The organism is Pseudovibrio sp. FO-BEG1 (assembly GCF_000236645.1).
GTDB lineage: Bacteria > Pseudomonadota > Alphaproteobacteria > Rhizobiales > Stappiaceae > Pseudovibrio.
Genome location: NC_016642.1, coordinates 3,387,469 through 3,410,847, shown reverse-complemented (window position 1 = coordinate 3,410,847; position 23,379 = coordinate 3,387,469). Strand labels below are relative to the sequence as shown.

The 23,379-nt window shown below is 54.3% G+C and carries 18 protein-coding genes; 9 read left to right on the top strand and 9 right to left on the bottom strand.

The window, feature by feature from the left end; translation table 11 throughout:
* Positions 1-38 precede the first annotated feature (38 nt).
* From PSE_RS15500 to PSE_RS15470, 7 genes are all read left to right on the top strand, one after another.
* Positions 39-1,631, top strand: a complete 1,593-nt coding sequence (locus tag PSE_RS15500) for an ABC transporter ATP-binding protein (RefSeq protein WP_208997951.1) — start codon at positions 39-41, stop codon at positions 1,629-1,631.
* Complete coding sequence (locus tag PSE_RS15495) at positions 1,621-2,709, top strand: ABC transporter permease (RefSeq protein ID WP_014285736.1); 1,089 nt, start codon at positions 1,621-1,623, stop codon at positions 2,707-2,709. The genes PSE_RS15500 and PSE_RS15495 overlap by 11 nt, the downstream gene beginning before the upstream one ends.
* Positions 2,702-3,631 carry an ABC transporter permease gene (locus tag PSE_RS15490; protein WP_014285735.1) on the top strand — a complete coding sequence of 310 codons (930 nt, stop codon included), beginning with the start codon at positions 2,702-2,704 and terminating at the stop codon, positions 3,629-3,631. Before PSE_RS15495 ends, PSE_RS15490 begins: the two co-directional genes overlap by 8 nt.
* Positions 3,632-4,002: 371 nt before the next feature.
* On the top strand, positions 4,003-5,076 hold the full coding sequence (locus tag PSE_RS15485) for a BMP family ABC transporter substrate-binding protein (protein ID WP_014285734.1): 1,074 nt from the start codon (positions 4,003-4,005) through the stop codon (positions 5,074-5,076).
* 121 nt (positions 5,077-5,197) lie between these two features.
* Positions 5,198-6,376 (top strand): urate hydroxylase PuuD, encoded by a 1,179-nt coding sequence (locus PSE_RS15480; protein ID WP_014285733.1) that lies wholly within the window; start codon positions 5,198-5,200, stop codon positions 6,374-6,376.
* A 10-nt stretch (positions 6,377-6,386) separates the two neighbouring features.
* Complete coding sequence (gene uraD, locus PSE_RS15475; RefSeq protein WP_014285732.1) at positions 6,387-6,923, top strand: 2-oxo-4-hydroxy-4-carboxy-5-ureidoimidazoline decarboxylase; 537 nt, start codon at positions 6,387-6,389, stop codon at positions 6,921-6,923.
* 139 nt (positions 6,924-7,062) lie between these two features.
* A complete protein-coding gene (locus PSE_RS15470) occupies positions 7,063-8,274 on the top strand; it encodes an ArgE/DapE family deacylase (RefSeq protein WP_014285731.1) in 1,212 nt (403 codons plus the stop codon).
* A 33-nt stretch (positions 8,275-8,307) separates the two neighbouring features.
* On the opposite strand, the gene PSE_RS15465 is transcribed toward PSE_RS15470, so the two are convergent.
* From PSE_RS15465 to PSE_RS15445, 5 genes are all read right to left on the bottom strand, one after another.
* Entirely contained in the window at positions 8,308-8,931 is a 624-nt protein-coding gene (locus tag PSE_RS15465; RefSeq protein ID WP_008547143.1) for a LysE family translocator, read from the bottom strand.
* Positions 8,932-9,094: 163 nt separating this feature from the next.
* Positions 9,095-9,718 (bottom strand): LysE family translocator, encoded by a 624-nt coding sequence (locus tag PSE_RS15460; RefSeq protein ID WP_014285729.1) that lies wholly within the window; start codon positions 9,716-9,718, stop codon positions 9,095-9,097.
* A 184-nt stretch (positions 9,719-9,902) separates the two neighbouring features.
* The gene (locus PSE_RS15455; protein ID WP_014285728.1) at positions 9,903-10,619 is read right to left on the bottom strand and encodes a hypothetical protein; all 717 of its coding nucleotides are present in this window, start codon (positions 10,617-10,619) and stop codon (positions 9,903-9,905) included.
* A 63-nt stretch (positions 10,620-10,682) separates the two neighbouring features.
* Entirely contained in the window at positions 10,683-11,726 is a 1,044-nt protein-coding gene (locus PSE_RS15450) for a MaoC family dehydratase (protein ID WP_014285727.1), read from the bottom strand.
* A gap of 17 nt (positions 11,727-11,743) precedes the next feature.
* Positions 11,744-13,096: an acetyl-CoA hydrolase/transferase family protein gene (locus tag PSE_RS15445; protein ID WP_014285726.1), complete on the bottom strand. Its 1,353-nt coding sequence runs from the start codon at positions 13,094-13,096 to the stop codon at positions 11,744-11,746.
* Positions 13,097-13,217: 121 nt separating this feature from the next.
* On the opposite strand from PSE_RS15445, the gene PSE_RS15440 reads away from it, so the two are divergent.
* Together PSE_RS15440 and adhP are read left to right on the top strand one after the other, a co-directional pair.
* The gene (locus tag PSE_RS15440; RefSeq protein WP_208997950.1) at positions 13,218-14,063 is read left to right on the top strand and encodes a CoA ester lyase; all 846 of its coding nucleotides are present in this window, start codon (positions 13,218-13,220) and stop codon (positions 14,061-14,063) included.
* A gap of 631 nt (positions 14,064-14,694) precedes the next feature.
* Positions 14,695-15,711 carry an alcohol dehydrogenase AdhP gene (gene adhP, locus PSE_RS15435; RefSeq protein ID WP_041768593.1) on the top strand — a complete coding sequence of 339 codons (1,017 nt, stop codon included), beginning with the start codon at positions 14,695-14,697 and terminating at the stop codon, positions 15,709-15,711.
* Between the two features lie 195 nt (positions 15,712-15,906).
* On the opposite strand, the gene wecB is transcribed toward adhP, so the two are convergent.
* The 4 genes from wecB to PSE_RS15415 form a co-directional block, all read right to left on the bottom strand.
* Complete coding sequence (gene wecB / locus PSE_RS15430) at positions 15,907-17,052, bottom strand: non-hydrolyzing UDP-N-acetylglucosamine 2-epimerase (protein WP_014285723.1); 1,146 nt, start codon at positions 17,050-17,052, stop codon at positions 15,907-15,909.
* 18 nt (positions 17,053-17,070) lie between these two features.
* A complete protein-coding gene (locus PSE_RS15425) occupies positions 17,071-18,009 on the bottom strand; it encodes a DUF4434 domain-containing protein (protein ID WP_083841574.1) in 939 nt (312 codons plus the stop codon).
* Between the two features lie 106 nt (positions 18,010-18,115).
* Positions 18,116-21,817, bottom strand: a complete 3,702-nt coding sequence (locus PSE_RS15420) for a tetratricopeptide repeat protein (protein WP_041768591.1) — start codon at positions 21,815-21,817, stop codon at positions 18,116-18,118.
* Positions 21,814-23,280 carry a glycosyltransferase gene (locus tag PSE_RS15415; RefSeq protein WP_014285720.1) on the bottom strand — a complete coding sequence of 489 codons (1,467 nt, stop codon included), beginning with the start codon at positions 23,278-23,280 and terminating at the stop codon, positions 21,814-21,816. The genes PSE_RS15420 and PSE_RS15415 overlap by 4 nt, the downstream gene beginning before the upstream one ends.
* Positions 23,281-23,379: the final 99 nt, after the last annotated feature.

Genomic DNA, 23,379 nt, shown 5'->3' with positions numbered 1-23,379 from the left:
CTTGATCTGATTTTTATGTTGGGGGAACGGGTAACACGATGGAAAATGAGCAGAGGTCCGGCCCGGTGACAGGGGGCGAGGATCTCATAGAAGCCAAGGGTATTACTAAGCGATTTGGTGATATTCTAGCGAACGACAATGTCGATCTCGTCATCAAGCAAGGTGAAATCCATGCGTTGCTTGGCGAAAACGGAGCGGGCAAGTCCACGCTCGTGAAAATACTCTACGGCGCCCTTGAACCGGGTGCGGGAGAGATCCTCTGGAAGGGGAAACGCGTTTCAATCTCAAATCCTGCTGCTGCCCGCAAACTGGGTGTTGGTATGGTGTTCCAGCACTTCTCGCTGTTTGAAGCGCTGAGTGTGGTTGAGAATATCGCGCTGGCCTTGCCTAAAGGCGAAAAAATCGAGGCCCTTTCCAAGCGTATCACTGAGGTTTCCCAAAAGTATGGCCTGCCTCTTGATCCTGCAGCACTGGTTGCAGATCTGCCGGTTGGCATCCGTCAGCGTATTGAAATTGTACGTTGCCTTTTGCAGAACCCCAGCCTCATTATCATGGATGAGCCGACATCTGTTCTGACACCGCAAGAAGCGGATCAGCTTTTCATCACACTCCAGCGTCTAGCCTCTGAAGGTTGTGCGATCCTTTACATCTCTCACCGTTTGGAAGAGGTGAAGAAGATCTGTCACAACGCGACAATCATGCGTCATGGCCGCGTGGTGGGTGGATGTGATCCTGCTGTCGAGACGCCAGCCAGCCTTGCTCGCATGATGGTGGGTGGTGACGTGCATGATATCACTGCAGGGGCTACCGAAGCCCAGCCGGGTGATGTGATGCTTAAGTTGCGCAACCTGTCTATTCCATCGGACGGCGCATTTGGCATTGAGCTGAAGAACGTCAACATGGATCTGCGCGGCGGTGAGATTGTTGCCATTGCTGGTATTGCGGCAAACGGCCAGAGTGAGCTGTTTGATGCGATCTCCGGTGAGACGCAGGTGAAAGACGCTTATGCTGTTGAGATCTGCGGTGTGCCGGTTGGCAAGCGCAAGATCAACGACCGCCGCCTGCTGGGCTCTGCTTTCGTTCCTGAAGAGCGATTAGGACATGGCGCGGTGCCGGGCTTTGTTCTTTCCGATAACATCCTGCTGACCCGCTACAAATCTGATCCTGAGCTCATCAAGCATGGCATGCTCAATCAGAAGCTTGCGGGTGAAATGGAAAAGCGCATCACGGTTTCTTACGATGTGCGCATGTCACATGACAATCCTGAGGCGCGGTCGCTCTCTGGCGGTAACCTGCAGAAGTTTGTGGTTGGCCGTGAGCTGGACCGGGTGCCGAAAGTGCTGGTGATCAATCAGCCTACCTGGGGTGTTGATGCAGGTGCTGCAGCACTTATCCGGCAAGCAATCATTGATCTGGCTCGTGGTGGTTCTGCCGTTCTGGTGATCTCTCAGGATCTGGATGAGATCTATGAGGTTGCGGATCGCATTGCTGTTATTTCCCGTGGTGAACTTTCTCCGGCAGAGCCTTCTGCCGAGATGACACGAGAGAAAATCGGTCTTCTGATGGCTGGTATGGGTGAAGGAAAACCTTCTTCTTCCCAGGTAAAGGCGGGAGAAACCCATGCGCATTGAGCTTGAAAAACGCGCTGAACACTCTCAGCTGATGACCGTTGTTTCGCCGCTGATTGCGATTGGTCTTACGCTTGTGTGTGGCTCCATCCTGTTCGTCAGTATGGGTTACAATCCGGTTGAAGCGCTTTACGCGTATTTCATTGAGCCGCTGACAACCAGCTGGTCCATTGAAGAGCTGCTGGTGAAAGCAGGACCATTGGTTCTGATTGCGGTTGGCTTGTCCGTCTGCTTCCTTTCCAACTCCTGGAACATTGGTGCAGAGGGTCAGTTCACCATGGGTGCGCTGGCTGGGTCCATCATTCCGGTGCTGTTTTACGACTTCACCAGTCCGCTGGCACTGCCGCTGATGGTGCTGATGGGCATTCTGGGCGGTATGGCTTGGGCGTCTATTCCAGCGTTCCTGAAGGTTCGCTTTGGCACCAACGAGATCCTCACCAGCCTGATGCTGGTGTATATCGCGCAGTACATTCTCGACTTCCTTGTGCGTGGTCCATGGCGTGATCCTGAGGGCTTCAACTTCCCGGAAAGCCGTATTTTTGATGCTGCACATGTGCTGCCGAAGATCGGTGAGGGGCGTTTGCACATCGGTATGATCTTTGCCGTTGTCGCTGTTCTTGTTGTCTGGTGGATGCTCTCCCGCACGCTGAAGGGCTTTGAGATTAAGGTGATGGGTGAAACCCCACGCGCCGGTCGTTTCGCTGGTTTCTCCGGCAATGGTGTCGTGTGGTTTGGGTTTCTCGTTTCCGGTGGTTTGGCTGGACTTGCAGGTATGGCGGAAGTTTCCGGCTCCATTGAGCAGCTGACACCTGTTATCTCTCCGGGCTACGGCTTTACGGCGATTATCGTGGCGTTTCTTGGACGTTTGAACCCGATCGGCATTCTGTTTGCTGGCTTGCTGCTGGGGCTTTCCTATATCGGCGGCGAGTCTGCGCAGGTGAGCCTGGGCCTGACTGATAAGGTGACCCGCGTGTTCCAGGGCATGTTGCTGTTCTTCGTGCTCGCGTGTGACACGCTCATTCTTTACAAGTTCAAGTTTGCTTCCAACGCGAAGGGCGTGAAGGAGGCAGCCAATGTCTGATCTTTCCATGATTGAAGCTGTTCTTCTGACAATTATCACCGCCTCCACACCGCTGCTGCTTGCTGCGATTGGTGAGTTGGTGGTGGAACGCTCCGGTGTGCTGAACCTTGGCGTTGAAGGCATGATGATCGTTGGTGCTGTGATGGGCTTTGCGGCCACGCAGGCGACCGGATCTCCTTACATCGGTATTCTCGCTGCGATGATCTCCGGTGTTGCCATGAGCGTTCTGTTCGGCTTCCTGACGCTGAACCTGATGACAAACCAAGTGGCGACGGGCCTTGCTCTGACCATTCTGGGCCTTGGACTTTCGGGTATGATCGGGGAAGCGTTTATCGGGCAGCCAGGCATCAGCTTGAAGCCGATTGCTATTCCGGGGCTATCCGCCATCCCGTTCATCGGGCCGCTGCTGTTTAATCAGGATATTCTGGTTTATGCCTCTTATGGACTGGTGATTGCGGTTTACTTTGTGCTGTTCAAGTCCCGTACGGGTCTGATCATCCGCGCAGTTGGTGACAATCACGGCTCTGCGCACTCCCTTGGTTACTCCGTAATCAAGGTGCGGTATCTGGCGGTGATGTTTGGTGGGGCTTGTTCCGGTCTGGCTGGGGCTTACCTGTCGCTGATCTACACGCCGCAGTGGGTTGAGGGCATGACTGCTGGTCGTGGCTGGATCGCGCTGGCTCTGGTGGTGTTTGCAAGCTGGCGTCCGGCGCGGGTGCTGGTGGGGGCTTACCTGTTTGGTGCGGTTTCCATTTTGCAGTTCCACGCGCAGGCGGCTGGCATCGGGTTGCCGACGCAGTTCATGTCTGCACTGCCGTATCTGGCGACCATCATCGTGCTGATCATGATTTCGCGTAACAAGACACTTGCCAAGGTTAATACACCTGCATGTCTTGGAAAGCCTTTTGTGCCTGATCGCTAAGAAAAACCTGATTTGACCAATGTGCTCATAGTAGACATTGGTCAAATTGCCAATATTTCGACCTTCGTATACATGAAGGCGAGAGAACGAAGATAACAGAGACCTTGATCTCTGAGTGCAAATAACACGGCTCACCGTTGCACAGATCGCGGAAACCTGCCCGCACTCGAATAAAAGATCGCATCTACATGCGAGATACAACAAAGCAGGAAACAACTTGATAGCGCACAAATGCGCAGAACGACCTTCGGGTTTGTTCCTATCGTGTTTGCTTGGCGCCGTCGTTCACATAGTTCTCTGGTGCATTTCGCCACGCTTATTAGGGTGTTACGTGGCTGGAATGCAGGTTAACCTATAAAGGGGAGCGCACAATGCGCAGTATCTTCAAACTGGCAGCGACAGCTGCAGTTGCACTTGGTCTTTCCGCTGGGGCTTCAAATGCTGCTGATCCACTGAAAGTGGGTTTCATTTACGTTGGTCCTGTTTCTGACCATGGCTGGTCTTACCAGCACGATCAGGGTCGTCAGGCGATTGAAAAGCACTTTGGCGACAAAGTTGAAACCACCTACATTGAGAGCGTGCCAGAAGGTGCGGATGCTGAGCGCGCGATTGAGCGTCTGGCTCGCTCCGGTCACGAGCTGATCTTCACCACGTCCTTTGGTTACATGAACCCAACCCTGAAGGTTGCGCGTAAGTTCCCAAAAGTGAAGTTTGAGCACGCAACCGGCTACAAACAGGCGAAGAACGTTTCTTCTTATGGCGCTCGCTTCTACGAAGGCCGTTATGTTCTGGGTCAGATCGCTGCGAAGATCTCCAAGTCCGGCACTGCTGGTTACATCGGTTCCTTCCCGATCCCTGAAGTTGTGCGCGGCATCAACTCCTTCATGCTGGGTGCGCAGTCTGTGAACCCAGACTTCAAGATCAAAACCATCTGGGTGAACTCCTGGTACGATCCGGGCCGTGAAGCAGATGCTGCAAAAGCACTGATCGACCAGGGCGTTGACATCATGGTGCAGCACACTGACTCCCCAGCGCCTCTGCAGGTTGCTGAAGAGCGTGGCATCATGGGCTTTGGTCAGGCTTCCGACATGATCAAGTTTGCGCCTAAGGCTCAGGCAACTGCGATCATCGACGACTGGTCCGCTTACTACATTTCCCGCGTTCAGGCAGTTATGGATGGTAACTGGAAAGGTCAGGACACCTGGGGTGGTCTGGATGCAGACATGGTTCACATGGCTCCGTTCACCAACATCCCGCAGGATGTTGCGGATGAAGCAGCAAAAACTCTTGCAGCTATCAAGTCTGGTGAGCTGAAGCCATTTACCGGCCCAATCACCAAGCAGGATGGTTCTGAGTTCCTGAAAGCTGGCGAATCTGCTGATGATGGCGCGCTGCTGTCCATGAACTTCTACGTGAAGGGCATCGACGACCAGCTGCCTAAATAAGCCCAGCGCTTAAATTTTCGGAGAGCGCCGCACTTTTTTCATGGTGCTCTCATACGATTTTCGCAGTGGGGGCAAACTCCCACTGCCTACGCATTTCAATTGAACTTAAAAGAACAAGACAATGACAGCCACGTTCCTTAGTGAATGGCTCAATCTGCTTTTCCGCTGGTTTCACTTGATAGTGGGCGTAGCCTGGATTGGGACATCGTTTTACTTCATCGCTCTCGACCTTTCCTTGCGCAAACGGGAAGGGCAGGCACAGGGCATCTTTGGCAGCGCATGGGAAGTCCATGGCGGCGGGTTCTACCATGTTGAGAAGTACATGGTTGCGCCAAAAGAACTGCCCAAAGATCTGATCTGGTACAAATGGGATGCTTATCTGACCTGGGTGTCAGGTTTTGCTCTTTTAACGGTTCAATACTACTTCAACGCAACGGTTTACCTCATTGATCCGGAAGTTATGAAGCTTCTGCCGTCTGAGGCTGTTGCAATCTCCATCGCGTCTCTGGCATTTGGCTGGGTGGTGTATGACCGCCTGTGCCGGTCACCCATTGGAAAGAACACACCGTTGCTGGCTGTGTGCCTGCTGGTGATCATTCTGGGCGCGACCTACGGTTATTCTCAGGTCTTTTCTGGCCGCGGAGTTCTCATTCATATTGGTGCGTTGATCGGCACGTTTATGGCCTTCAACGTGTTCATGGTGATCATTCCGAACCAGAAGAAGATCACAGCAGACTTGCTGGCAGGGCGTGAGCCTGATGCAGCGCTTGGCCTGATTGGCAAGCAGCGCTCGGTTCACAACAACTACCTGACCTTGCCTGTGCTTCTGATGATGGTTTCCAACCACTATCCATTGCTGACAGGACACAGCCAGCCGGTGCTGGTGGTGGCGCTGATCCTGGTGATGGGCGGTATGGTGCGGCACTTCATCAACCGTCACGATGCTCATGATAACTTCGCCAATTTCTGGTGGGCACTGCCTGCAGCAGCTGTCAGCCTGATTGCCGCGGTGATTGTGACAACGCCGGCCAAGCTGGGTGGTGATGTTGCTGTCTCAGATACGCAGGCACTGCAAATTGCGCAGGCTCACTGTGCAAGCTGTCATAGTGCAACGCCGACCAAAGAGGCCTTTACCGAAGCGCCCAAGAACATTGAGCTGGATAGCGTTGCGGATTTGCGCCGCTACGATACCTTGATCATGGCGCAAGCGGTTCGCTCTAACGCCATGCCATTGGGCAATGAGACTGGCATGACCAAGCACGAGCGTGAGCTGCTTGGTGCCTGGCTGCAAGCGCACTGAGGTGGTGAGGATGACAACATATTCTCTGGAGGAGGTGAACCAGTTTGCGCTGGACACCTTTACCGAGGTGTTTGGCAATGTGGCTGAGCATTCTCCCTGGGTGGCTGTGGTTGCGCACCGGGAGGCGCCATATGGGTCTCGTGAGGCTCTGATTGAAGCATTTGCCAGTTCCTTGCAAGGGGCAGAGGAAGATGCGCAGCTGGCTCTGATCCGCGCCCATCCGGATTTGGCGGGCAAAGCTGCGCGGGCTGGAGAAATGGCTGAGGCCTCCGTGAACGAACAGGCCGGGGCTGGTCTGGATCAACTGACGGACGCTGAGTATGAGCAGTTCACCCAGCTTAACGATGCTTACAAATCCAGTTATGGCTTTCCTTTCATTTTTGCTGTGAAAGGCGCGACCAAGCACCAGATTCTGGAGGCTTTTGAGTTGCGCCTGCAAAACTCTGCGGAAGATGAGTTTGTGGAGGCACTGCATCAGATTTGCCGTATTTTCCGGTTCCGTCTGGAGGATCTGGTTTCAGATGAGCAGAGCGCCGTCAGTTCCTGATCCGATTAAACCTGCCTTTCCTACAGTTACGTAATGGGCAGTAATCCACTGGAACATGAGGGTACGCAAAACAAGAGGCTTGCAACCATCATCGTTATCCTTTGGATTAGCGAGACTATGAAATTCAAGGGGAGCGTTCATGAAGGCCGCAGTAGAAAGCCGGTTTGCGGAGCAGGTTGAGTTCCTGCGCGAATTGGTCAAGGTGCCAAGCGATAACCCGCCGGGGGATACGGAGCGCCACGCAATGCGGACTGCTGAGCTGCTTGAAGGCCTTGGCTTTACCGTTGAGAAACATCCTGTTCCAGAACCATTTGTGCGCCAGAACGGCATGGTGTCTGTCACCAACCTGATTGTGCGCGAAAAATTTGGCAGCGGCCTTGGCCCTGTGATTGCGCTTAACGCCCATGGCGATGTGGTGCCTCCGGGTGAAGGCTGGTCCAAAGAGCCTTATGGGGCTGAGATTGAGGATGATGCGCTTTATGGGCGCGGGGCGGCTGTTTCCAAGGGAGACTTTGCCACTTACGCCTTTGCGCTGCTGGCACTGCGTGAGTATGCGGATGAGCTGGAAGGCTCCGTTGAGCTGCACCTGACCTATGATGAGGAAGCTGGTGGGTTTGTTGGTCCGAAATGGCTGCTGGAGCAAGAGCTGACCCAGCCGGACTATGCCATCTCCGCAGGCTTTTCCTATGCCGCAACGACTGCGCATAACGGCTGTTTGCACATGGAAGTGATTTTCCGTGGTCGTCAGGCCCATGCGGCCATGCCAGAAACTGGCGCTGATGCGTTGCAGGCTGCAACGCCAGTTCTCGCCGCGATCTATGCTGAGCGGGAGCGTCTGAAGTCCATTGAAAGCGAGCAGGACGGCATTGGCTCACCCCAGATCACCATTGGTCTCATTTCCGGTGGCATTAACACCAATGTGGTGCCGGATCGGGTTTCTCTGCGCGTGGACCGGCGTTTGATCCCGGAAGAAAACGGCGAGCAGGTGGAAGAGCAGCTGATTGAGCTGATTGAGTCTGTTGTGCCGGAGGATTGCGGGGTTGAAGTAGAATGTCGGCGTATCATGATTGCCGAACCACTTCGCGAGCTGCCGGGTGCCAAGAAGCTGATTGAAGCGCTGAAATGGCCAGCCAAAGAGGTTTTGGGTATTGAGCTGAAAGCCACGGGTGCACCGCTTTATACGGACGCTCGCCACTATGCAGAGGCTGGCATTCCAACTGTGCTTTATGGTGCTGGGCCGCGCACGATTGTGGAGGCAAACGCCCATGGGGCCGATGAGCATCTGCAATTATCGGATCTGAAGGCCGCAACGATTATTGTGGCGGATGCCTTGAAGACACTTCTTCGGTAGATGAGAAAAGCCCGGATGATCCGGGCTTTTTTGTTAGCTGACGCGGCCAGATAGGGCCGTGAAGATGCCCGCTCCCAATAGGCCTGTGCCGCCGACCTTGTTCAGGCGCTTCAATGTGCTTGGGCCGTTGACCACCTTGCGCAAGCCACCGGCCATGGAGACCCAGAACAGGGTGTTGATGCCGCCGAGGGTGACGAATGTCAGACCCAGAATGAAGAACTGGGTCAGTACTGGCTGGGTTTGATCCACGAACTGAGGCAGAAACGCCACAAAGAACAGCATGCCTTTAGGGTTGAAGGTGGTGACCAGCAGCGTATCGCGGAAGATGCGCTTGGCCGGGACCACTGGCATTTCCACTTGCGCTGCCACGCCGGAGTTGGTGCGCCACATCTTGATGCCGATGTAGATGAGATAAGCCGCGCCAATGTACTTCATGATCTGAAAGAGCATGGCAGAGGTTGCCAGAACCGCGCCAAGGCCTGCCAAGGCAGCGGTGATGGCAAACATATCGCCCAGCATCACTCCGGTGACGGAGGCAACAGCCGCGCGCTTGCCCTGACTGAGGCTGTAACTGATGACCATCAACACGGTTGGGCCAGGAATGATCAGCAGCAGCATGCTAGCGGCGGCAAACGCGAGCCAAGTTTCAAATGCCATAAGGAAACTCCGAGAAGTCCAGAGCAGGACTGAAAGAGGTGTATTGAGCGATACTCACTCACTAATCGTAATGATTATGAGCTTACCCATGGAGAGGGCGTTTGGGTAGTGGGGCTGTTTTGAGAAAATCTGGAGTGAGTTTGAGCTAACTGCACTTGCTCTTTTACGGGAACTTGCCGGACAGAGCGATGAACAGGCCAGCACTCAGCAAACCAGTGCCGCCAATTCTGTTGAGCCGTCGTGCGCTTTTCCCGCCTGTGAGCATGGCCCTGCAACTGCCAGCCATGGAGGTCCAGAACATGGTGTTGATTCCGCCCAGAACCACGAAGGTCACGGCCAGCAGTACAAACTGAGGGATAACTGGGACGGTGTCATCCACGAACTGGGGGAGAAAGGCGACGAAGAACAGCATGTCTTTGGGATTGAAGGCAGAGACGAGGAACGTGTCTCTGAAAATATGAAAGCGAGAGGTGGCGGTGACACCAAGCTGGCCTTTGACGACGGATTTCCTGCGCCACATGCTGACGCCCAGATAGATGAGGTAGGTTGCGCCCGCATATTGGAGCAGGTCATAAAGCAGAGCTGAGGTGGAAATGACGGCCCCCAGTCCTGCCAGAGCAACAGAAATGAGTAGGATGCTTCCTAAGCTCACCCCAAGAGCGGAAGCGACGACGGCCCGCAGGCCCTGACTGATGCCGTAACTGGAGACCATGAGGACGGTTGGGCCAGGGATGATTAGTAGGATGATGCAGGCGATCACGTAAGTCAGCCAAACTTCGATGGCCATGACTTTTCTCCTGAAACACTGTTGAGACCGGGAGAGATAGGCGCCAAATGTGACCAAATTTCTGTTCAGGATATGACGAAATACAACACTGGAAACAATAGTTTACGTCTCACATATTGTTTCAGTTTCTGCCCATGTTTGATGAGATTTTGAGTGGTTGTTTGCTGTTGCGCGAAAAACGCGCTTAGCAGCCAGAATATGGTTTGTGCCAGACCTTCAGCTTGCCGGATGTTTCAAATCCAGCAGTGCGGGCGTTCAACAGTGCATCCCCCCGGGCGTAGCCAGTCACTGGCTTCTCCGGCTTCCACCTTTGCAACAGCGCGGCCATTTGCCTGAAGGTGTGGGGTGAAAGGTCTTCTGCAAAGAAATTTGACAGGCCTACCGAGGTGCCTGAATGGTTGCCGATGAAGCCTTTAGTGATCTCTGATCCTTCAAAATAACCCCAGAACGCGAAATCAGGATTGTCCAGCAGTTTTGGCGGGAACATCGCACGATCTGTCTGGTTTCCGGCGTTCTTCCAGCTGGCCTCCCAACTCTGCAACTGCTTAGGAGTGGAAATCTGCTGCCAGCCTGAGGTGTCTGCCTGAACAGGTGCTTCCAGATAAAACCAGCAGGCTTCAAAGAGTGAGCTGAAGCCTAAGGTTTCCAGAGACAGATCCGCAAAACTATCCTTGATGAAGACGGGAAAGGATGCGTTGGCGGTGAGTTCGTTGATGGTCTGAAGTGATACCGCAGGTTCCAACGTCACAATGCTTGAATAGAACGGTAGAGGCTGTTCTGAGGTGTAAAACAGCCCCGAAGACCACTCAAACGAAACCCCATGCGCCTCAAACATATGTTTGTAGAGATCAGCATTGTTATCAGCAGCCTCCTGCTGCCGTGTTGTCTGGTCTGTCTTCATTTGCACGTGCTGTCGTCCGCCTAGCTGATTGGAACGTGCATCATAGGCGAAAGTGTATGGTGATCAATATCCCGCTGCTGCATAAGGGCCTTTGCCTTCGCGGTAGACGAGGAGGGTGCGGGTGTAGGAGAGGGCTTCCTGGGCGGTTTGGTCTTGGGCGACGGTTTTTACGGTCAAAATGCCCTGATCTGGTCTGGAGCGGCTTTCGCGCGTCGCCAGGACTTCGCTTGTGACTTTGAAACGGTCTTCTGCGTAAAAGTGGCGAGACAGCTTTGTATCGGTCCAGCCCAGATTGGCAACCACACGGCCAAAGGTTGAGGTGGTTGCTGCAGTGACGAGGGAGAGCACGTGGAGTTCGGAGGCAGGCAGGCGGTCTCTGCCGTAGATGTCACGGGCAAACTCTCTGTCGTTGTACAATGGGTGCCATTGCATGGTCTGGACGGCGTGGCGGAGCATGGAGGAGGGATGCAGGGTGATTTCCGGGCTGTGCTCGAAGATCTGGCCCTTGGCAAAGCCTTCGAAGAAAATGCCGGTTGCTTCCTGCAGGGAGCCATCCTCGCGCTGGTGATAGGCAAGAAACCACGGATTACTGCAGGTGTTGGGCTGATTGCCCCAGACCGGATGCTGGCCTTTTTTGAAGATGCTGACTGTGTAAGTGAGGTTTGCGACCTCGACGCCATTCTGGTTGGTGCAGGAGGCCTTTACGGTGACGTCGCCCGTTTTACCGGTGGTGTCGTCGGTCTTGATGATCTGGCTGGTGCAATAGAGTGTGTCGCCGCCGAAGATGGGGGCGGTCATGGAGATATTCTCAAATGCTGTGATGCGGTCCTTGCGGGCGAAGGTCTTCCAGCTCATGCCGAAGATCTTTTGCAAGGTGAGCGTGGAGACGACCAGCGGCTTTTTAAACTCAGTCTGGGCGGCGTAGTGCTCGTCATAATGCAGCATTGCGGAGTTGAAGGTGTCAAACGCTTCCTCTGCATTTTCCTGCTGAGAAACCGTCATGCCGGGGCGATGATGAAACACCTGACCCTCTGCAAACTCTTCAAAATTCAGGCCATAGATCTCCAGAAACCGTGTTTCGGAGATTTGTGCGTAGGCTGAGTACATGGCGGGCTCCTTTCAGCCTAGTAGATGGTCAGTTTTTTGGCCTCTTCGCGCAGCTCATCGCGAAACTGCGGGGCAGCAAGCTCAATGAGAGCATGGGCGCGCTCTGAGGTGGACATGCCGAACAGGTTGGTGCAGCCGTATTCCGTAACGACAAAGCTGACATCGTTGCGCGGTGTGGTGACGATGTTTTGCAGGCGCGGGACGATCTTGGAGACCCTCCCGTTTTTTGCTGTGGCGTGTGCTGCCAGCACGGCGATCCCTTCCTTGGAGCGGAAGGCGCCGCGCACGAAGTCCAACTGGCCACCGCTGCCGGAAATCTGGCGCCAGTTGACGGATTCTGAGGCGACCTGCCCGAAGAGATCGATCTCCACGAAAGAGTTGACGGAAACCATGCGATCGTTCTGTGCGATGATGTGTGGGTTGTTGACGTAGTGGGCCGGATGACACGCCATGGTGGGGTTGTTGTCCATGAAGTCGTAGTAGTCGCGGTTGGAAAACAGAGCGACGTTGAAGACGGAGTGGCCTACATCCAGCTGCTTGTAGCGATTGGAGACGTTACCGGCCTGTATCAGCTCTATCATGGTGTCGCCGAGCACTTCGGTGTGCACGCCCAGATCATTCTTGTGTTTCAGGCGTTTGCCAACCTCATTGGGCACAGCGCCGATGCCCAACTGCACGCAAGCATGGTCCGGCACAAGTTCTGCTACGAAATCGGCGATTTTGCTGTCTTCCGGGCTCTCGGCCTTTTCAGGAACGATGGTGAGATCGCTGGTGTGCTCGATGATTGTGGAGACCTGTGAGACGTGGATGACGCCGGGCCCGAAGGTGCGAGGCATATTGGGATTGACTTCCACAATGAGCTTTTCAGCTGCAAAGGCGAGCGGAATGGACATGCTGCCATCCACGCCAAAGCTGAAGTAGCCGTGCTCGTCCATGGGAGAGACCTGAAAAAGGTGCACATCCGGCTTGCCACGGCGAGCCAGCACGCCTCTGGCGTAGAGACTGAAGTGCTCCGGCAGATAATGTGGGATGATCAGGTCAGGATGACTCTCGCTCATCTCCTGAGCCCGGTCGGCCAGCTGGCGGACGCTGCCGCCCAGAAACGGGCAGAGGAGGCGGATGCGCTTGAGCACCTCCACGTTGATGTATTGGTCGACGACCTCTTTGCCAGAACGCAGCAGGTAGACATCCGGAGTGCCGGTGAAATAATCGGCGGCGGCAGCTTCACAGAATGCGCGGGTGAGGCGTGGAGGGGTGCCGCAATAGCAGCCGAAGGTGATCAGCTTCGTGTCTCGTGCCAGTGTTTTGATGGCCTCATCGGGGCTCATGAGTTTTTGATGATACAGCTGATCATAGTTGGCTGCTGGCATGAGGCTCTTTCCGGGATCTGCTTAATGGAACCAGCTTGATCCTATCCATTCTCAGGAAATTAATTGTTACTGAGCTAGTTTATGACCCAACGGCATCAAAGGATTAAGTTGGAGTTCCGGTGTGAAGAGCCTGTTATTCTTACCTGCAGATAAAGCCCATCTTTTTTCAAAGGCAACAGCATCCGGAGCAGGGTGCGTGGTGCTGGATCTGGAAGATGGAGTTGCTGAAGCACAGAAGCCCGCTGCGCGAGACCTACTGCGTGGTTTGCAGGATCAAATACGGGAGCAGGAGGGGTGTGAGATCGGCATCCGCATCTCCTCTCTGGGCACGCCAGATGGCTTACATGACATGCTGCGGTTGATGGAGCTGACCCATCTGCCGGACTGGGTGTTCCTGCCCAAATGTGAGAGCCCGCGAGATCTGGAACAGCTGGACCATTTGTTGCAGGCGCATCCCAGTAAGGAAATGACACGGATCTGTGCGCTGCTGGAAACGCCTGCTGGTCTTTCCAATGCGGAGGCGATTGCGTCTACCCATGCGCCGCTACATGCGCTGGCCTTTGGTTACGCGGACTATACGGCGGAGACAGGCGGTACCATGGGGTGGAACAGCCTTGTATGGCCGCGTGGGCAACTGCTGAATGCTGCGGTTCAGAACCATCTTTGGGCGATTGATGGTGTGTTTTTAGACTTCAACGACCCTGAAGGGCTTGAGGATGAAGCTCAAAACGCGCGTGACATGGGCTACAACGGAAAGTTTGCCATTCATCCCTCTCAGGTCAGCGTGATCAACACCTGCTTTGAGCCAAGCGATGAAGAGGTTCAGTGGGCGCTCAATGTGCTTGAGCAGCAGAAAAACTTTGCGGGTCAGGGGGCCTTTGTGGTCGATGGCAAAATGGTGGATGCGCCGGTCATCTTACGCGCCCGTCGGGTGCTAGGATTGACTGATAGTGATGCTCATCCATGAGGTTTTGAGAGATTAATTACAGTACTACACTCTCTGTTCTTTCCTGCAGATGTATATCCGTGTAGTGCTGCGTATTTCTCGTGTGAAATTATGTTGAATTATGTATAGTTATATTATAAAATAATAAATTGGCGCATAATATTACGTAATTCCATAATCTACCTTATGCATATTTGATGTTATTTCACAGAGAGAGGGGGTATATTGTAAGTATAGGTGGTGTTGTGTTGTTGGTTTTGCTTGGGACGGGTGATCTGGGTGAGGGGTGTTTTCCGATGACTGGGTTGGCGGGGGAGAGAGACTCACGCGCTCCGCATATCCTCGTATTTTCTTTTACGTAGAAAGACTAAGATACTGAATTCATTTCACTTTACGGAAATGTATGTCCTTGAATACATGGTTTCTGGGCATGTGATTTAGGTTTGAAAGAACAAGCTTTTTTAACTTTGAATGACCTTGCTGAAACGCTGTTAACTGCAGAAGTATCCTTGAAATATCATCTCTTTTATACTTACCGGAAGGTTTGTTAGGCTTGCTGTAAATGCAGGCATTTTGTGCTCGCATTTGAAAAATTTAGCTGTCCCTGTATGCTTTTGGGCTGTCCTGGCCCAAACAGGTTTAGGAGCCCGTCATGTCTATGATGAGAGCAGCGGTTGTGCGTGAATTTGGTGCGCCGCTGGACGTGTGTGAAGTTGAAAAACCTACAGTAACTGATGATACCGTTGTGGTGAAGATTGAAGCCACAGGCGTGTGCCATACGGACCTTCATGCTGCGGAAGGTGATTGGCCGGTCAAGCCGACACCAGCCTTTATTCCGGGCCATGAAGGCGTTGGGATTGTGGTTGAGAAAGGCCGCAATGTGACTTCAGTGAAGGAGGGGGATCGTGTTGGAATTCCCTGGCTCCACACGGCTTGTCGGTGCTGCCGGCACTGCGTAGACGGCTGGGAAACCCTTTGCGAAAGCCAGCAGAACTCAGGCTACAGCGTCAATGGCAGCTTTGCTGAATATGCTGTGGCAGACCCCAACTTCGTCGCTCATTTGCCCAAAGAACTTGAGTTTGCACCAGCTGCGCCAATCCTGTGTGCGGGTGTGACAGTTTACAAGGGCTTGAAGGAAACAGAGACAAAACCGGGGCAAACCGTCGTGATTTCCGGCATCGGTGGTCTGGGGCATCTGGCTGTTCAGTATGCCAAAGCCATGGGCTTGCACGTGATTGCGGTTGATATTGCAGAGGACAAACTGGAGCTTGCAAAGTCTTTGGGCGCTGACATGACGCTCAATGCCTTCAAGTGTGATCCGGTGGCAGAAGTGCAAGCCGGCGGCGGTGCTGAGGGCGTGTTGGTGACAGCGGTGGCTGGCAAGAGCTTCCAGCAAGGCGTTGGCATGCTGGCCCGTGGTGGCACGATGAGCCTTGTGGGTCTGCCACCAGAAGATTTCCCGCTGAACATTTTTGATATGGTGCTGAACCGGAAAACACTGCGTGGTTCCATTGTGGGCACGCGAAATGATCTGCGCGAGTCATTGGAGTTTGCTGGCGATGGCCAGGTTGCTGCGCATTACACCACAGAGCCGCTGGACAACATCAACGACATCTTCGATCGCATGCGTAACGGCAAGATTGATGGTCGTATCGTGATGGATATGTAAAAGCCTGATTTGAGTATTGTGATGCCGCAGACACATGCGTGTCTGCGGCATTGGCTTGTCTAAAGCTGGTTTGATGGAACGTGTTTGAAGCCAGTTCCGCGCTTGCCAGCACCACAAACCGTGCTATGGGGCGTCTATATCATTAATACGCATAAGGTAGATTATGGAATTAAATGATAAAAGGTCAGATTCTGATTAGTGGACTGACTTTATGTGGTTTTCGACGGCAGCTGCGATGCGCTGTGATGCGTGGCCGTCGCCAAACGGGTTTTTGCGGTCGATCTTTGTCCGCTCACATTTCAGAATATGTGCGGCTTCGTCTGTGATTGTTTGCTCGCATGTGCCGACCAGTTTTGCAAGTCCGCTGGTCAGAGCTTCCGGTCGTTCGGTTGTCTTGCGCAGGATCAGCAGCGGCGTTCCAAATTCGGGTGCTTCTTCCTGTATGCCGCCGCTGTCTGTCAGGATCAGGTCAGCATCCCGTTCCAACGCCACGAGCGCTTCATAGGACAGCGGCTTGACCAGATGAACGCGCCGGACGTTTTTTAGCACATCCTCAACAACGTCTCTGACCACTGGATTTGGATGCACCGGCAAAACCACTTGGAGATCTTCGTGGGTGTCGACTATGTGTTTTATGGCCTGGCAAATGCGGCGCATGGGATCGCCCCAATTTTCACGCCGGTGTGTGGTGACCAGTGCCAGTCGCTTTTCAGGCTCCAGTACGTTCTTTAGCTCATGGAGCTCTCGTGCTGGTTTGATCTTCTGAGCCAGATGGCGCACGGCGTCGACCACCGTGTTTCCGGTGGTGAGGATTTTGTCTTCGCTCAGGCCTTCGCGCAGCAGGTTGTCCTTGGCGATGGATGTTGGTGCGAACAGCCTGTGACACAGTTGATCTGCCAGCCGCCGGTTGGCTTCTTCGGGAAACGGGTCCGTCAGCTCGCCGCTGCGCAAACCGGCTTCCACATGGCCAACTGGCACGGCGCTGTAAAAGCTGGCAAGCGCACCGACGAAGCCTGTTGTGGTGTCGCCGTGGACCAAAGCGTATTTGGGATGATGCACGGCCATATAGGCGTTGATGCCTTTGAGCAGCTCACCGGCCTGATCGGCCAGTTTGTGGCTGGTGCTGGAAACATCGAGCCAGTTGATTTGGGTGATATCAAAGGACTTTAGCGCTTCTGATGCGATTTCGCGGTGCTGACCCGTCATGAGAACATGGGCATGAAGATTTGGGCAGTTTGCGATGGCAGAGATAACCGGCGCCATCTTGATAGCTTCCGGGCGTGTGCCGATGATGCACAGGACTTTCGCCGCGCCCGATCCGATGATCTCTGGTTCCTTCATCCTGTGTGCTTCTGTCCTTTATTGCGGCGTTGAGGTGTTGGCGGTTTCCAGCTCTAGGCCGTTGCAAACCTTGGCGTTTTGCTTCAAAAACGTCTCGATGTCCCGGCTGTGCTTGTTATCAAACTTGAGTACGTGACTGGATAATGAGAATAAAGCCACCGGGTTGCCCGGAGCAAAGCGCACGTTCTTCAGGCGGCTTTTCATGGTGCCAACGGTGGTCGGGATTGTTTTGAAATCTGCGGTGCGTGGGTCAATCTCGAAGATCTCAACAACCGGAATAACTGTATGTTTTTGCTGGCGAAATGCTGTGCTGACCGCATTGTGCAGGCTGCGGCTGGAGTAAGGTTCCATAAGCTTGGCCCCTAGCCCATCCTGCAAAAGCAAGATGTCCATGGAGGACTTGCTCATCAACTTATCCCAGTGACCGGCCAGTTTCTTCGGTTTGCTTTTCAAATCAGTGTATCCAGATATGGCCACCGGGCCCGGCAATATGCTTTTCAGAATTGCCCGGGTCTGGGTGGTGTACCTGGTGACGAGCTTTCTGAGGTTGCTATCCAACAGCAGTTCGCCGTCGATTTCATCTGAGATATACCAGCCCGCGAAAATCTTATTGGGCTCGGATGAGACATAGAGGATCTGTGATTTCAGTGCTTTTGCGAGCCTGCTGGTTTCCTGAAGGCGTTGATGCAGATAGGTGCTGCCGTTTTGCTTCAGCTTTTCGATGAAGGACGGATCGTAACGCAGGCCGAACCAGATCTTGGTGCCAGATTCATCTGCCCCGCGGATCGCTGCTTCCACCCACATGGGAAGTTTGACTGGCTGGCTGACATCCGTGCCCCACAGGGTCCACTGCAGGACCACTTCATTTATGCCAAGTCTTTGATGTGAAAGGAGTTCACTGCGCCATAATCCGGGGTTAGGAAAATATTCATCACCCCACGGCTGAATGAAACTCATGCGGATAGGAATACATTCCGGAGCGCCCGAATCTTGTCGTGCGAGGGTTTTATGTGGTGCTATGAATGTGAGGAAAGAGAGGCAGAGCAGCCCAAAAATCAAATGCTTAAAAGTTTGCTTGTAGGCCGAGAAGAACCCGGCTGGTTTGGCTGTCATCGGTGTTCAGTACTTCATGTCCTACTCGCCCGAACACTTCCAGCTGAAGCAGGTCACCGTAGGTTTCGGTGTACCACCCTCTCCACTTCAAAGATGCTCCCAGCCCTGCTTCTATGGCGACAGCGCTGGTTTGGGAGTTCCAGTTTCCGCTGCCTATGGAATACGCAAAGGGCGACAAAATCAGGTTAGGATCGAGCCTAAAAGTGTAACCAAGTCGGCCATCTCCATAGAATAGAATGGTTTTTTCGTTTTCGAAGAAACGTCCTCCTTCCACGTAAAGACTGACGTAAGGCTCTTTGTCGATGGGCTCGCCGGAGTACATATCGTAAAGGGGCAGGAAGTCGTTGCCGGTGGTGAAAGACCAAAGCACCCTCCCCAGCCAGTTGTCTTCGGTGATGCTGCCGCCCTTGAAGAAGCGCTCCAGACCGATCTTGAGGTTCTGGGTCATAAAAGGCTTGAAGCGCAGGCCGACGATGGTTTGGTAGGTGTCCGGATTGGGTCGGAAGCTGTAGCGTTCGTTGAGCCATTGGGCGCGGGCGATGATCTCGAAGACCCGGCCATTCTGGTAGCCGATGACCGGCGGTCGCCATGCCACCTCCAGGGAGCCGAACGGGCTACTTGAGGGAATGCCGAGGATAGCGCCTGCGAAATCCTCTTCGTCTTGCCGTGATGGGCTGGCACCATCGAAGAACAGGAAGCTGATCGGGATTTCAAGGATGCGGAGCTGGCGCTGGAAACGCTCCAGTTTGTCTTGCCCGTAGATGTCGAGATGCTGCTGGTTCAGAGCATGGATTCGCTTGCGAAACATTTCAGCAGCCTTCTTGTTCTCATAGGCTGCCAGATAGGTATATGCGAGGTCTTCCTCCAGATTGGCCTGATCCGGCTTTTCATGCAGCGAATGCTCAAAGCGGGTGATGGCGAGGTCGTAATCGCCCTGTGCCCGCGCAAGATAACCACCGAGGGCCAGAGTGGCTGGGTTGTTTTTGTCTGAGGGAGGCAACTGCTCATATTCAGCTTCGGCCTCTTGCAACTGATCCAGCTGGAACAGAACCTGAACCACGGAGAAGCGGTTGTCGGGCGTTGAGGATATGGCACGTGCTCTGCGGAAGTCGTCCAGAGCGCTTTCCAGCGCCTCGTAGGATTGATCGCCTTTGTGGAGGGTGAGCTGGGCTCTGGCGGCGTAGTAGCCTGCCATTTGCTCCTGTGAGAGCTTTGCGGGGTCGAGCTCGGCCAGAAGCTTTTCTGCTTGCGGATAGTCCATCTGGCGTAGGTTGATGAAAAGCAATGCCATACCGGCGGTCTGGTCGTCGTGTTCTTCAAAGCTCTCCTCAAACCATTCCTCAGCTTCCTCAATTTCACCCAGTTGCTGATAAAGGAACCCCAGTTGATTGGCTGTGGCAAGGCTTGGGCTGAGCTCGTAGGCCTGCTGAAGCTCCTGACGGGCCTTGTCTCGGTCTCCCAGACGCAAATAGAGGCTTGCCAGTGTCAGGTGTTTATCAGCGCTTGCAGGTTGGGCCAGTGCTTCTTCCTGAGCACAGGCCAGCGCTTCCAGATTGCGGCCCAAAGAGCGATAGGCTTCGCACTTGATGGCCATGATGGCGTCGATGTTCTTGGTCTGGTCGAGCTTCTGGACCAGCATGAGTGCGCGTCTGGGGTGATTGAGCTGTAAGGCCAGATAAGCTGCTTCCAGCCGTGTTTCGACTGCCGGGTTTAACCTCAGAGACTGGCGGTACATTCTTTGCGCTTCTTCCGGCTGGTCTTCTGTTTTCAGGAGACGTGCCAGCGAGAGGAAAGACGCGGCGTACATCTCTTTGCTCTCAATAGTCAGGTTCGCCGTGTTGGTGTAGGCGAAAACGTAGTTGAGCCACATGTTGGCTGTAATGTTTTTCGCCGTGCTTTCCTTGAGCATAAGGTAGGCTGGCAGGACAAGCGTGGGATCAGGCTGAAGCTTCCAGTCTGCGATCAGATAGTCCAGCGTGCTTGTCCAGTCCTCATTGGTGGCGGAAACGGCGGCCAGATCAAACAGAAGCCGTGCGTAGGCTTTCTTGTCGTTCTCATTAAAGGCACCAGCAGCACGGGCCCGTTTGGCGCGGGCAAGAGCATCCTGAAGCACAGCAGAGGCGATGCGGTGTTTGTTGGAGAGAAGGGCGACCTGCCCGCGCTTTGCTGTGATGCGCCAGTTGGGCATTAAGGCTTCAGCTTCCTTCAGCACCTCGTTGGCGAGGTCCAGATCCCCTGCTCTTCGTGCCAGATCAGAGAGCGTTTGCAGCAGTTCCACCCATGCTTCCGGTGATTTTTGCCGGTCTGTGAACTGGGTGATGGCCCGCAGTTCTACAAGTGCGTTGATGGCCTGCGTTTCCCAGCCGTTGGCGAGTGCGACCTTGCTGAGCTGGAGGCCATACTCCGGGCTGCGGGTGAGTTTGATCAGCAAACGGCCCGCAGTAACGGCTCTGGCGTCATCTCCGGCGCGGATGGCGATGTCTGCCAGCGCCAGATAGTAGTTGGCGGCTTCTTCCGGCCCTGAGGCCTTGGTGTCCAGAATTCTGCCATCTGCGGTCAGCAACGCCATTTCCGCTTCAGCGCTGGAGCCCTTTTTCACCAAGGCATAGGCAAGCTGTACCCGTGTCGATAATCCCAGAAGGTCAATGCGACCGGGGAGAAGAAAAGCCAGCAGCTCATCCAGGTGACCTGAGTTGAGTGCGGCGGCTGACAGGGCTCTTGCAAAGGTGCGTTGTTCCAATGCGGAGGACTGGCGCCCGGTGAAGAGGCCATTCATTTCACCGCGGAGCAGCAGGCGGTAGGCATCTTCGTCCTTGCCTTGCTCCAAAAGCAGGAAAGCTTCGTTGAGGATGGCTGTGCGCTGGGTTCTTGGCGCATTGTCCAGTTTGGAGAGCTCATCCCATTCGCTGCGTGCTTCCTCCAGTTGATTGAAGTTGCGCAGGAGGTCGGCGCGGATCAGGCGCTGTCTTGGTGTGGCGGCACCCAGCTCCCGCAGGATGTTAAGGGCGTGGAGTGCTTCCTTTGTTTTGCCGAGCTTGATGGCGGCTTCTGCGGCGCCGGCCAATGCCTCTTCCCGATCACTCGGCAGCAGCTTGCCGGTTTCGATGGCGAGGCGGAAGTCATCAAAGGCTTCGGCATACTCGCCGGTAAGCATTTGCAGGTGGCCGAGGGAGAGATAGCCACGACTGAAAGCGGGGGCGAGGGTTTGCAGGGTTTCCAGTTGGTCGATGGCTGCCAGCGGACGGTTGAGGCCAATCAGGAGCTGAACCTTTTGCCAGCGGGCGACCAGATGATCAGGATCCTGCTTGAGCAGCTCATCCAGTTCGCGCAAGGCATCTTCTGTTCTGCCTTCTGCAAGTAGTCGGTAGGCCAGATCCAGCAAGGGGTATGAGCGGTAGTCGCGCCATTTGCTTTGCAACAGGGACTGGCTGTCTTGCCGATCCTTCAGCAAGCTGATGTAATAGGCATCCTTTTGGGCGTTGGTGTATGGCGTGTTGCCAGTAATTGCGCTCGGTTCAGGCTGAGGGGCTGGGTTCTGGGACTGGGTTGGAATGGACAGGCCCAACGCAAACATGACCACCCACAGCAGATAGAATGCCGAGTTCCGGTTTGCCTCCTTTCGTGCGTTGTGGGATGAGCGGAAGCGGGTCATGTGGGTGCTTCCTGTTTTACCGGGATGTTATGAAGGCTGTCGTCATCCGGGTAGTCGTGGGCTGTTTTATCCCATCCGATCACCTCACCTGTACCCAGATGACGGATCCATGTTTTGATGGCGCGCATCATGGCGATGTAATTGATGATGATGGAAACGAAATAGCGCAGTGTGACAGGCGCGAGTGCACGCAGACCGTAGTGATAGCCGGTCCAGATATGGCGTTGAAGGAGACGGTGGGCCAGCAAAAGTACGTTGAACCAAATCACATACCAAAACGGGCTGTTTTCCGGCAGCAATGGGGGCAAGTGGTAGGCGTCTGGTGCGAGGTGCTCATAAAGGCGCAGGCACCAGTAGAAGATCAATGAAATATAGCCGATGATGATGGCGTGGCTGAAGAACACCATCTTCCTGTCGCGCCAATAAAAGTACTTATCGGCGAGCCCTCCTTTCCACCCCAGCTGCGCCCAGCCCTGAAAGGCTATGCCGATGGTCCAACGGGTTTTCTGGCGCACGCTCTGCCAGAAGCCAGAGGGAAACAGCTCCTGAGTGACTGCAAAGTCCGTGTGATCGCTCTTTTGGGATGGATGGACCCAGAGTAGGCGGTGAGTGAGCCCCTTCCCTGTGAGCCGCATGGCCAGATCATAGTCTTCTGTGAGTGAGCCGGTGTTGAAGACCTCCGGTATGCCGTTGTCATCTGTTCCGGATATGGACTTGGCGGTCTCAATTGTCTTCTTGGAATAACAGGTGCCAACGCCTGCACCGGGGACGGTTCCGGTCAGAAACCCTCTGACGAGCACTTCCTTGGAGTGGAACTCAGCGAACTCGTCCATATAGTGGCCAGCGGTCAGGTCTCGTCGGCGGCGTGGCAGGGACAGAACAGGCAGTTGGACCACATCGGTCAGTTCCAGACTGGCGTTGAAGATATGTAGGGCGTTTGGATTGAGGATGTCTTCGGCATCTTGCATGACGATGCCTGCAAAGGAGATGTTCTGCTCCTGTTCAAACTTTTCTATTTCCGCGATGATGGTGTTGACGCAATCGGCCTTGCAGGTTGGGCCGGGATTATTGGTGATGACGACCCGCAGGTTCTCATGCTCTGCTGCGAGCCGGTTTGCAGCCTTCTGGGTGGCCTCGTCATTGGGATAGACGCCGATGAAGATCCAGTAGGACGGATAATCCAGCTTTCGCATGATGCCGGTGACAGCGGGATAAAGGATGGCTGCTTCATCCCACGCGGGCAGCATGATGGCCAGCGGCCTTGGCTCCACATGGCCTGTTTCGTCAAACAGGCGCTCTTCTGTGCGTCCTACAAGCGGGCCGCGATACCAGGCGACGAAGAAGTAATAGAGCGTGTCCACAAACAGGTCATCCGCGCCCGACACCGCAAAGACGTAAGAGGCGACGAGGAAGAGGCCCTGGGTAACAAGAAACAACAAGACAAAAGCATCTGTTACCAGCATTCTCCGGTAGACCTCTTTCGCAGTAACTGATCAAAGTTACCCTAGGAGATTCGGGAGAATGCCCTCAGTCATGGGATGTTCTCAGAGGATTGGGCGGAG

What these genes read in the sequence shown, in the direction of transcription:
- PSE_RS15460 (WP_014285729.1), bottom strand. Translation starts at nt 9,718, where the DNA reads ATGGCCATCGAAGTTTGGCTGACTTACGTGATCGCCTGCATCATCCTA.
- wecB (WP_014285723.1), bottom strand. Translation starts at nt 17,052, where the DNA reads ATGAAGGAACCAGAGATCATCGGATCGGGCGCGGCGAAAGTCCTGTGC.
- PSE_RS15450 (WP_014285727.1), bottom strand. Translation starts at nt 11,726, where the DNA reads ATGTACTCAGCCTACGCACAAATCTCCGAAACACGGTTTCTGGAGATC.
- adhP (WP_041768593.1), top strand. Translation starts at nt 14,695, where the DNA reads ATGTCTATGATGAGAGCAGCGGTTGTGCGTGAATTTGGTGCGCCGCTG.
- PSE_RS15445 (WP_014285726.1), bottom strand. Translation starts at nt 13,096, where the DNA reads ATGCCAGCAGCCAACTATGATCAGCTGTATCATCAAAAACTCATGAGC.
- PSE_RS15470 (WP_014285731.1), top strand. Translation starts at nt 7,063, where the DNA reads ATGAAGGCCGCAGTAGAAAGCCGGTTTGCGGAGCAGGTTGAGTTCCTG.
- PSE_RS15415 (WP_014285720.1), bottom strand. Translation starts at nt 23,280, where the DNA reads ATGCTGGTAACAGATGCTTTTGTCTTGTTGTTTCTTGTTACCCAGGGC.
- PSE_RS15500 (WP_208997951.1), top strand. Translation starts at nt 39, where the DNA reads ATGGAAAATGAGCAGAGGTCCGGCCCGGTGACAGGGGGCGAGGATCTC.
- PSE_RS15420 (WP_041768591.1), bottom strand. Translation starts at nt 21,817, where the DNA reads ATGACCCGCTTCCGCTCATCCCACAACGCACGAAAGGAGGCAAACCGG.
- PSE_RS15425 (WP_083841574.1), bottom strand. Translation starts at nt 18,009, where the DNA reads ATGAGTTTCATTCAGCCGTGGGGTGATGAATATTTTCCTAACCCCGGA.
- uraD (WP_014285732.1), top strand. Translation starts at nt 6,387, where the DNA reads ATGACAACATATTCTCTGGAGGAGGTGAACCAGTTTGCGCTGGACACC.
- PSE_RS15490 (WP_014285735.1), top strand. Translation starts at nt 2,702, where the DNA reads ATGTCTGATCTTTCCATGATTGAAGCTGTTCTTCTGACAATTATCACC.
- PSE_RS15495 (WP_014285736.1), top strand. Translation starts at nt 1,621, where the DNA reads ATGCGCATTGAGCTTGAAAAACGCGCTGAACACTCTCAGCTGATGACC.
- PSE_RS15455 (WP_014285728.1), bottom strand. Translation starts at nt 10,619, where the DNA reads ATGAAGACAGACCAGACAACACGGCAGCAGGAGGCTGCTGATAACAAT.
- PSE_RS15465 (WP_008547143.1), bottom strand. Translation starts at nt 8,931, where the DNA reads ATGGCATTTGAAACTTGGCTCGCGTTTGCCGCCGCTAGCATGCTGCTG.
- PSE_RS15485 (WP_014285734.1), top strand. Translation starts at nt 4,003, where the DNA reads ATGCGCAGTATCTTCAAACTGGCAGCGACAGCTGCAGTTGCACTTGGT.
- PSE_RS15480 (WP_014285733.1), top strand. Translation starts at nt 5,198, where the DNA reads ATGACAGCCACGTTCCTTAGTGAATGGCTCAATCTGCTTTTCCGCTGG.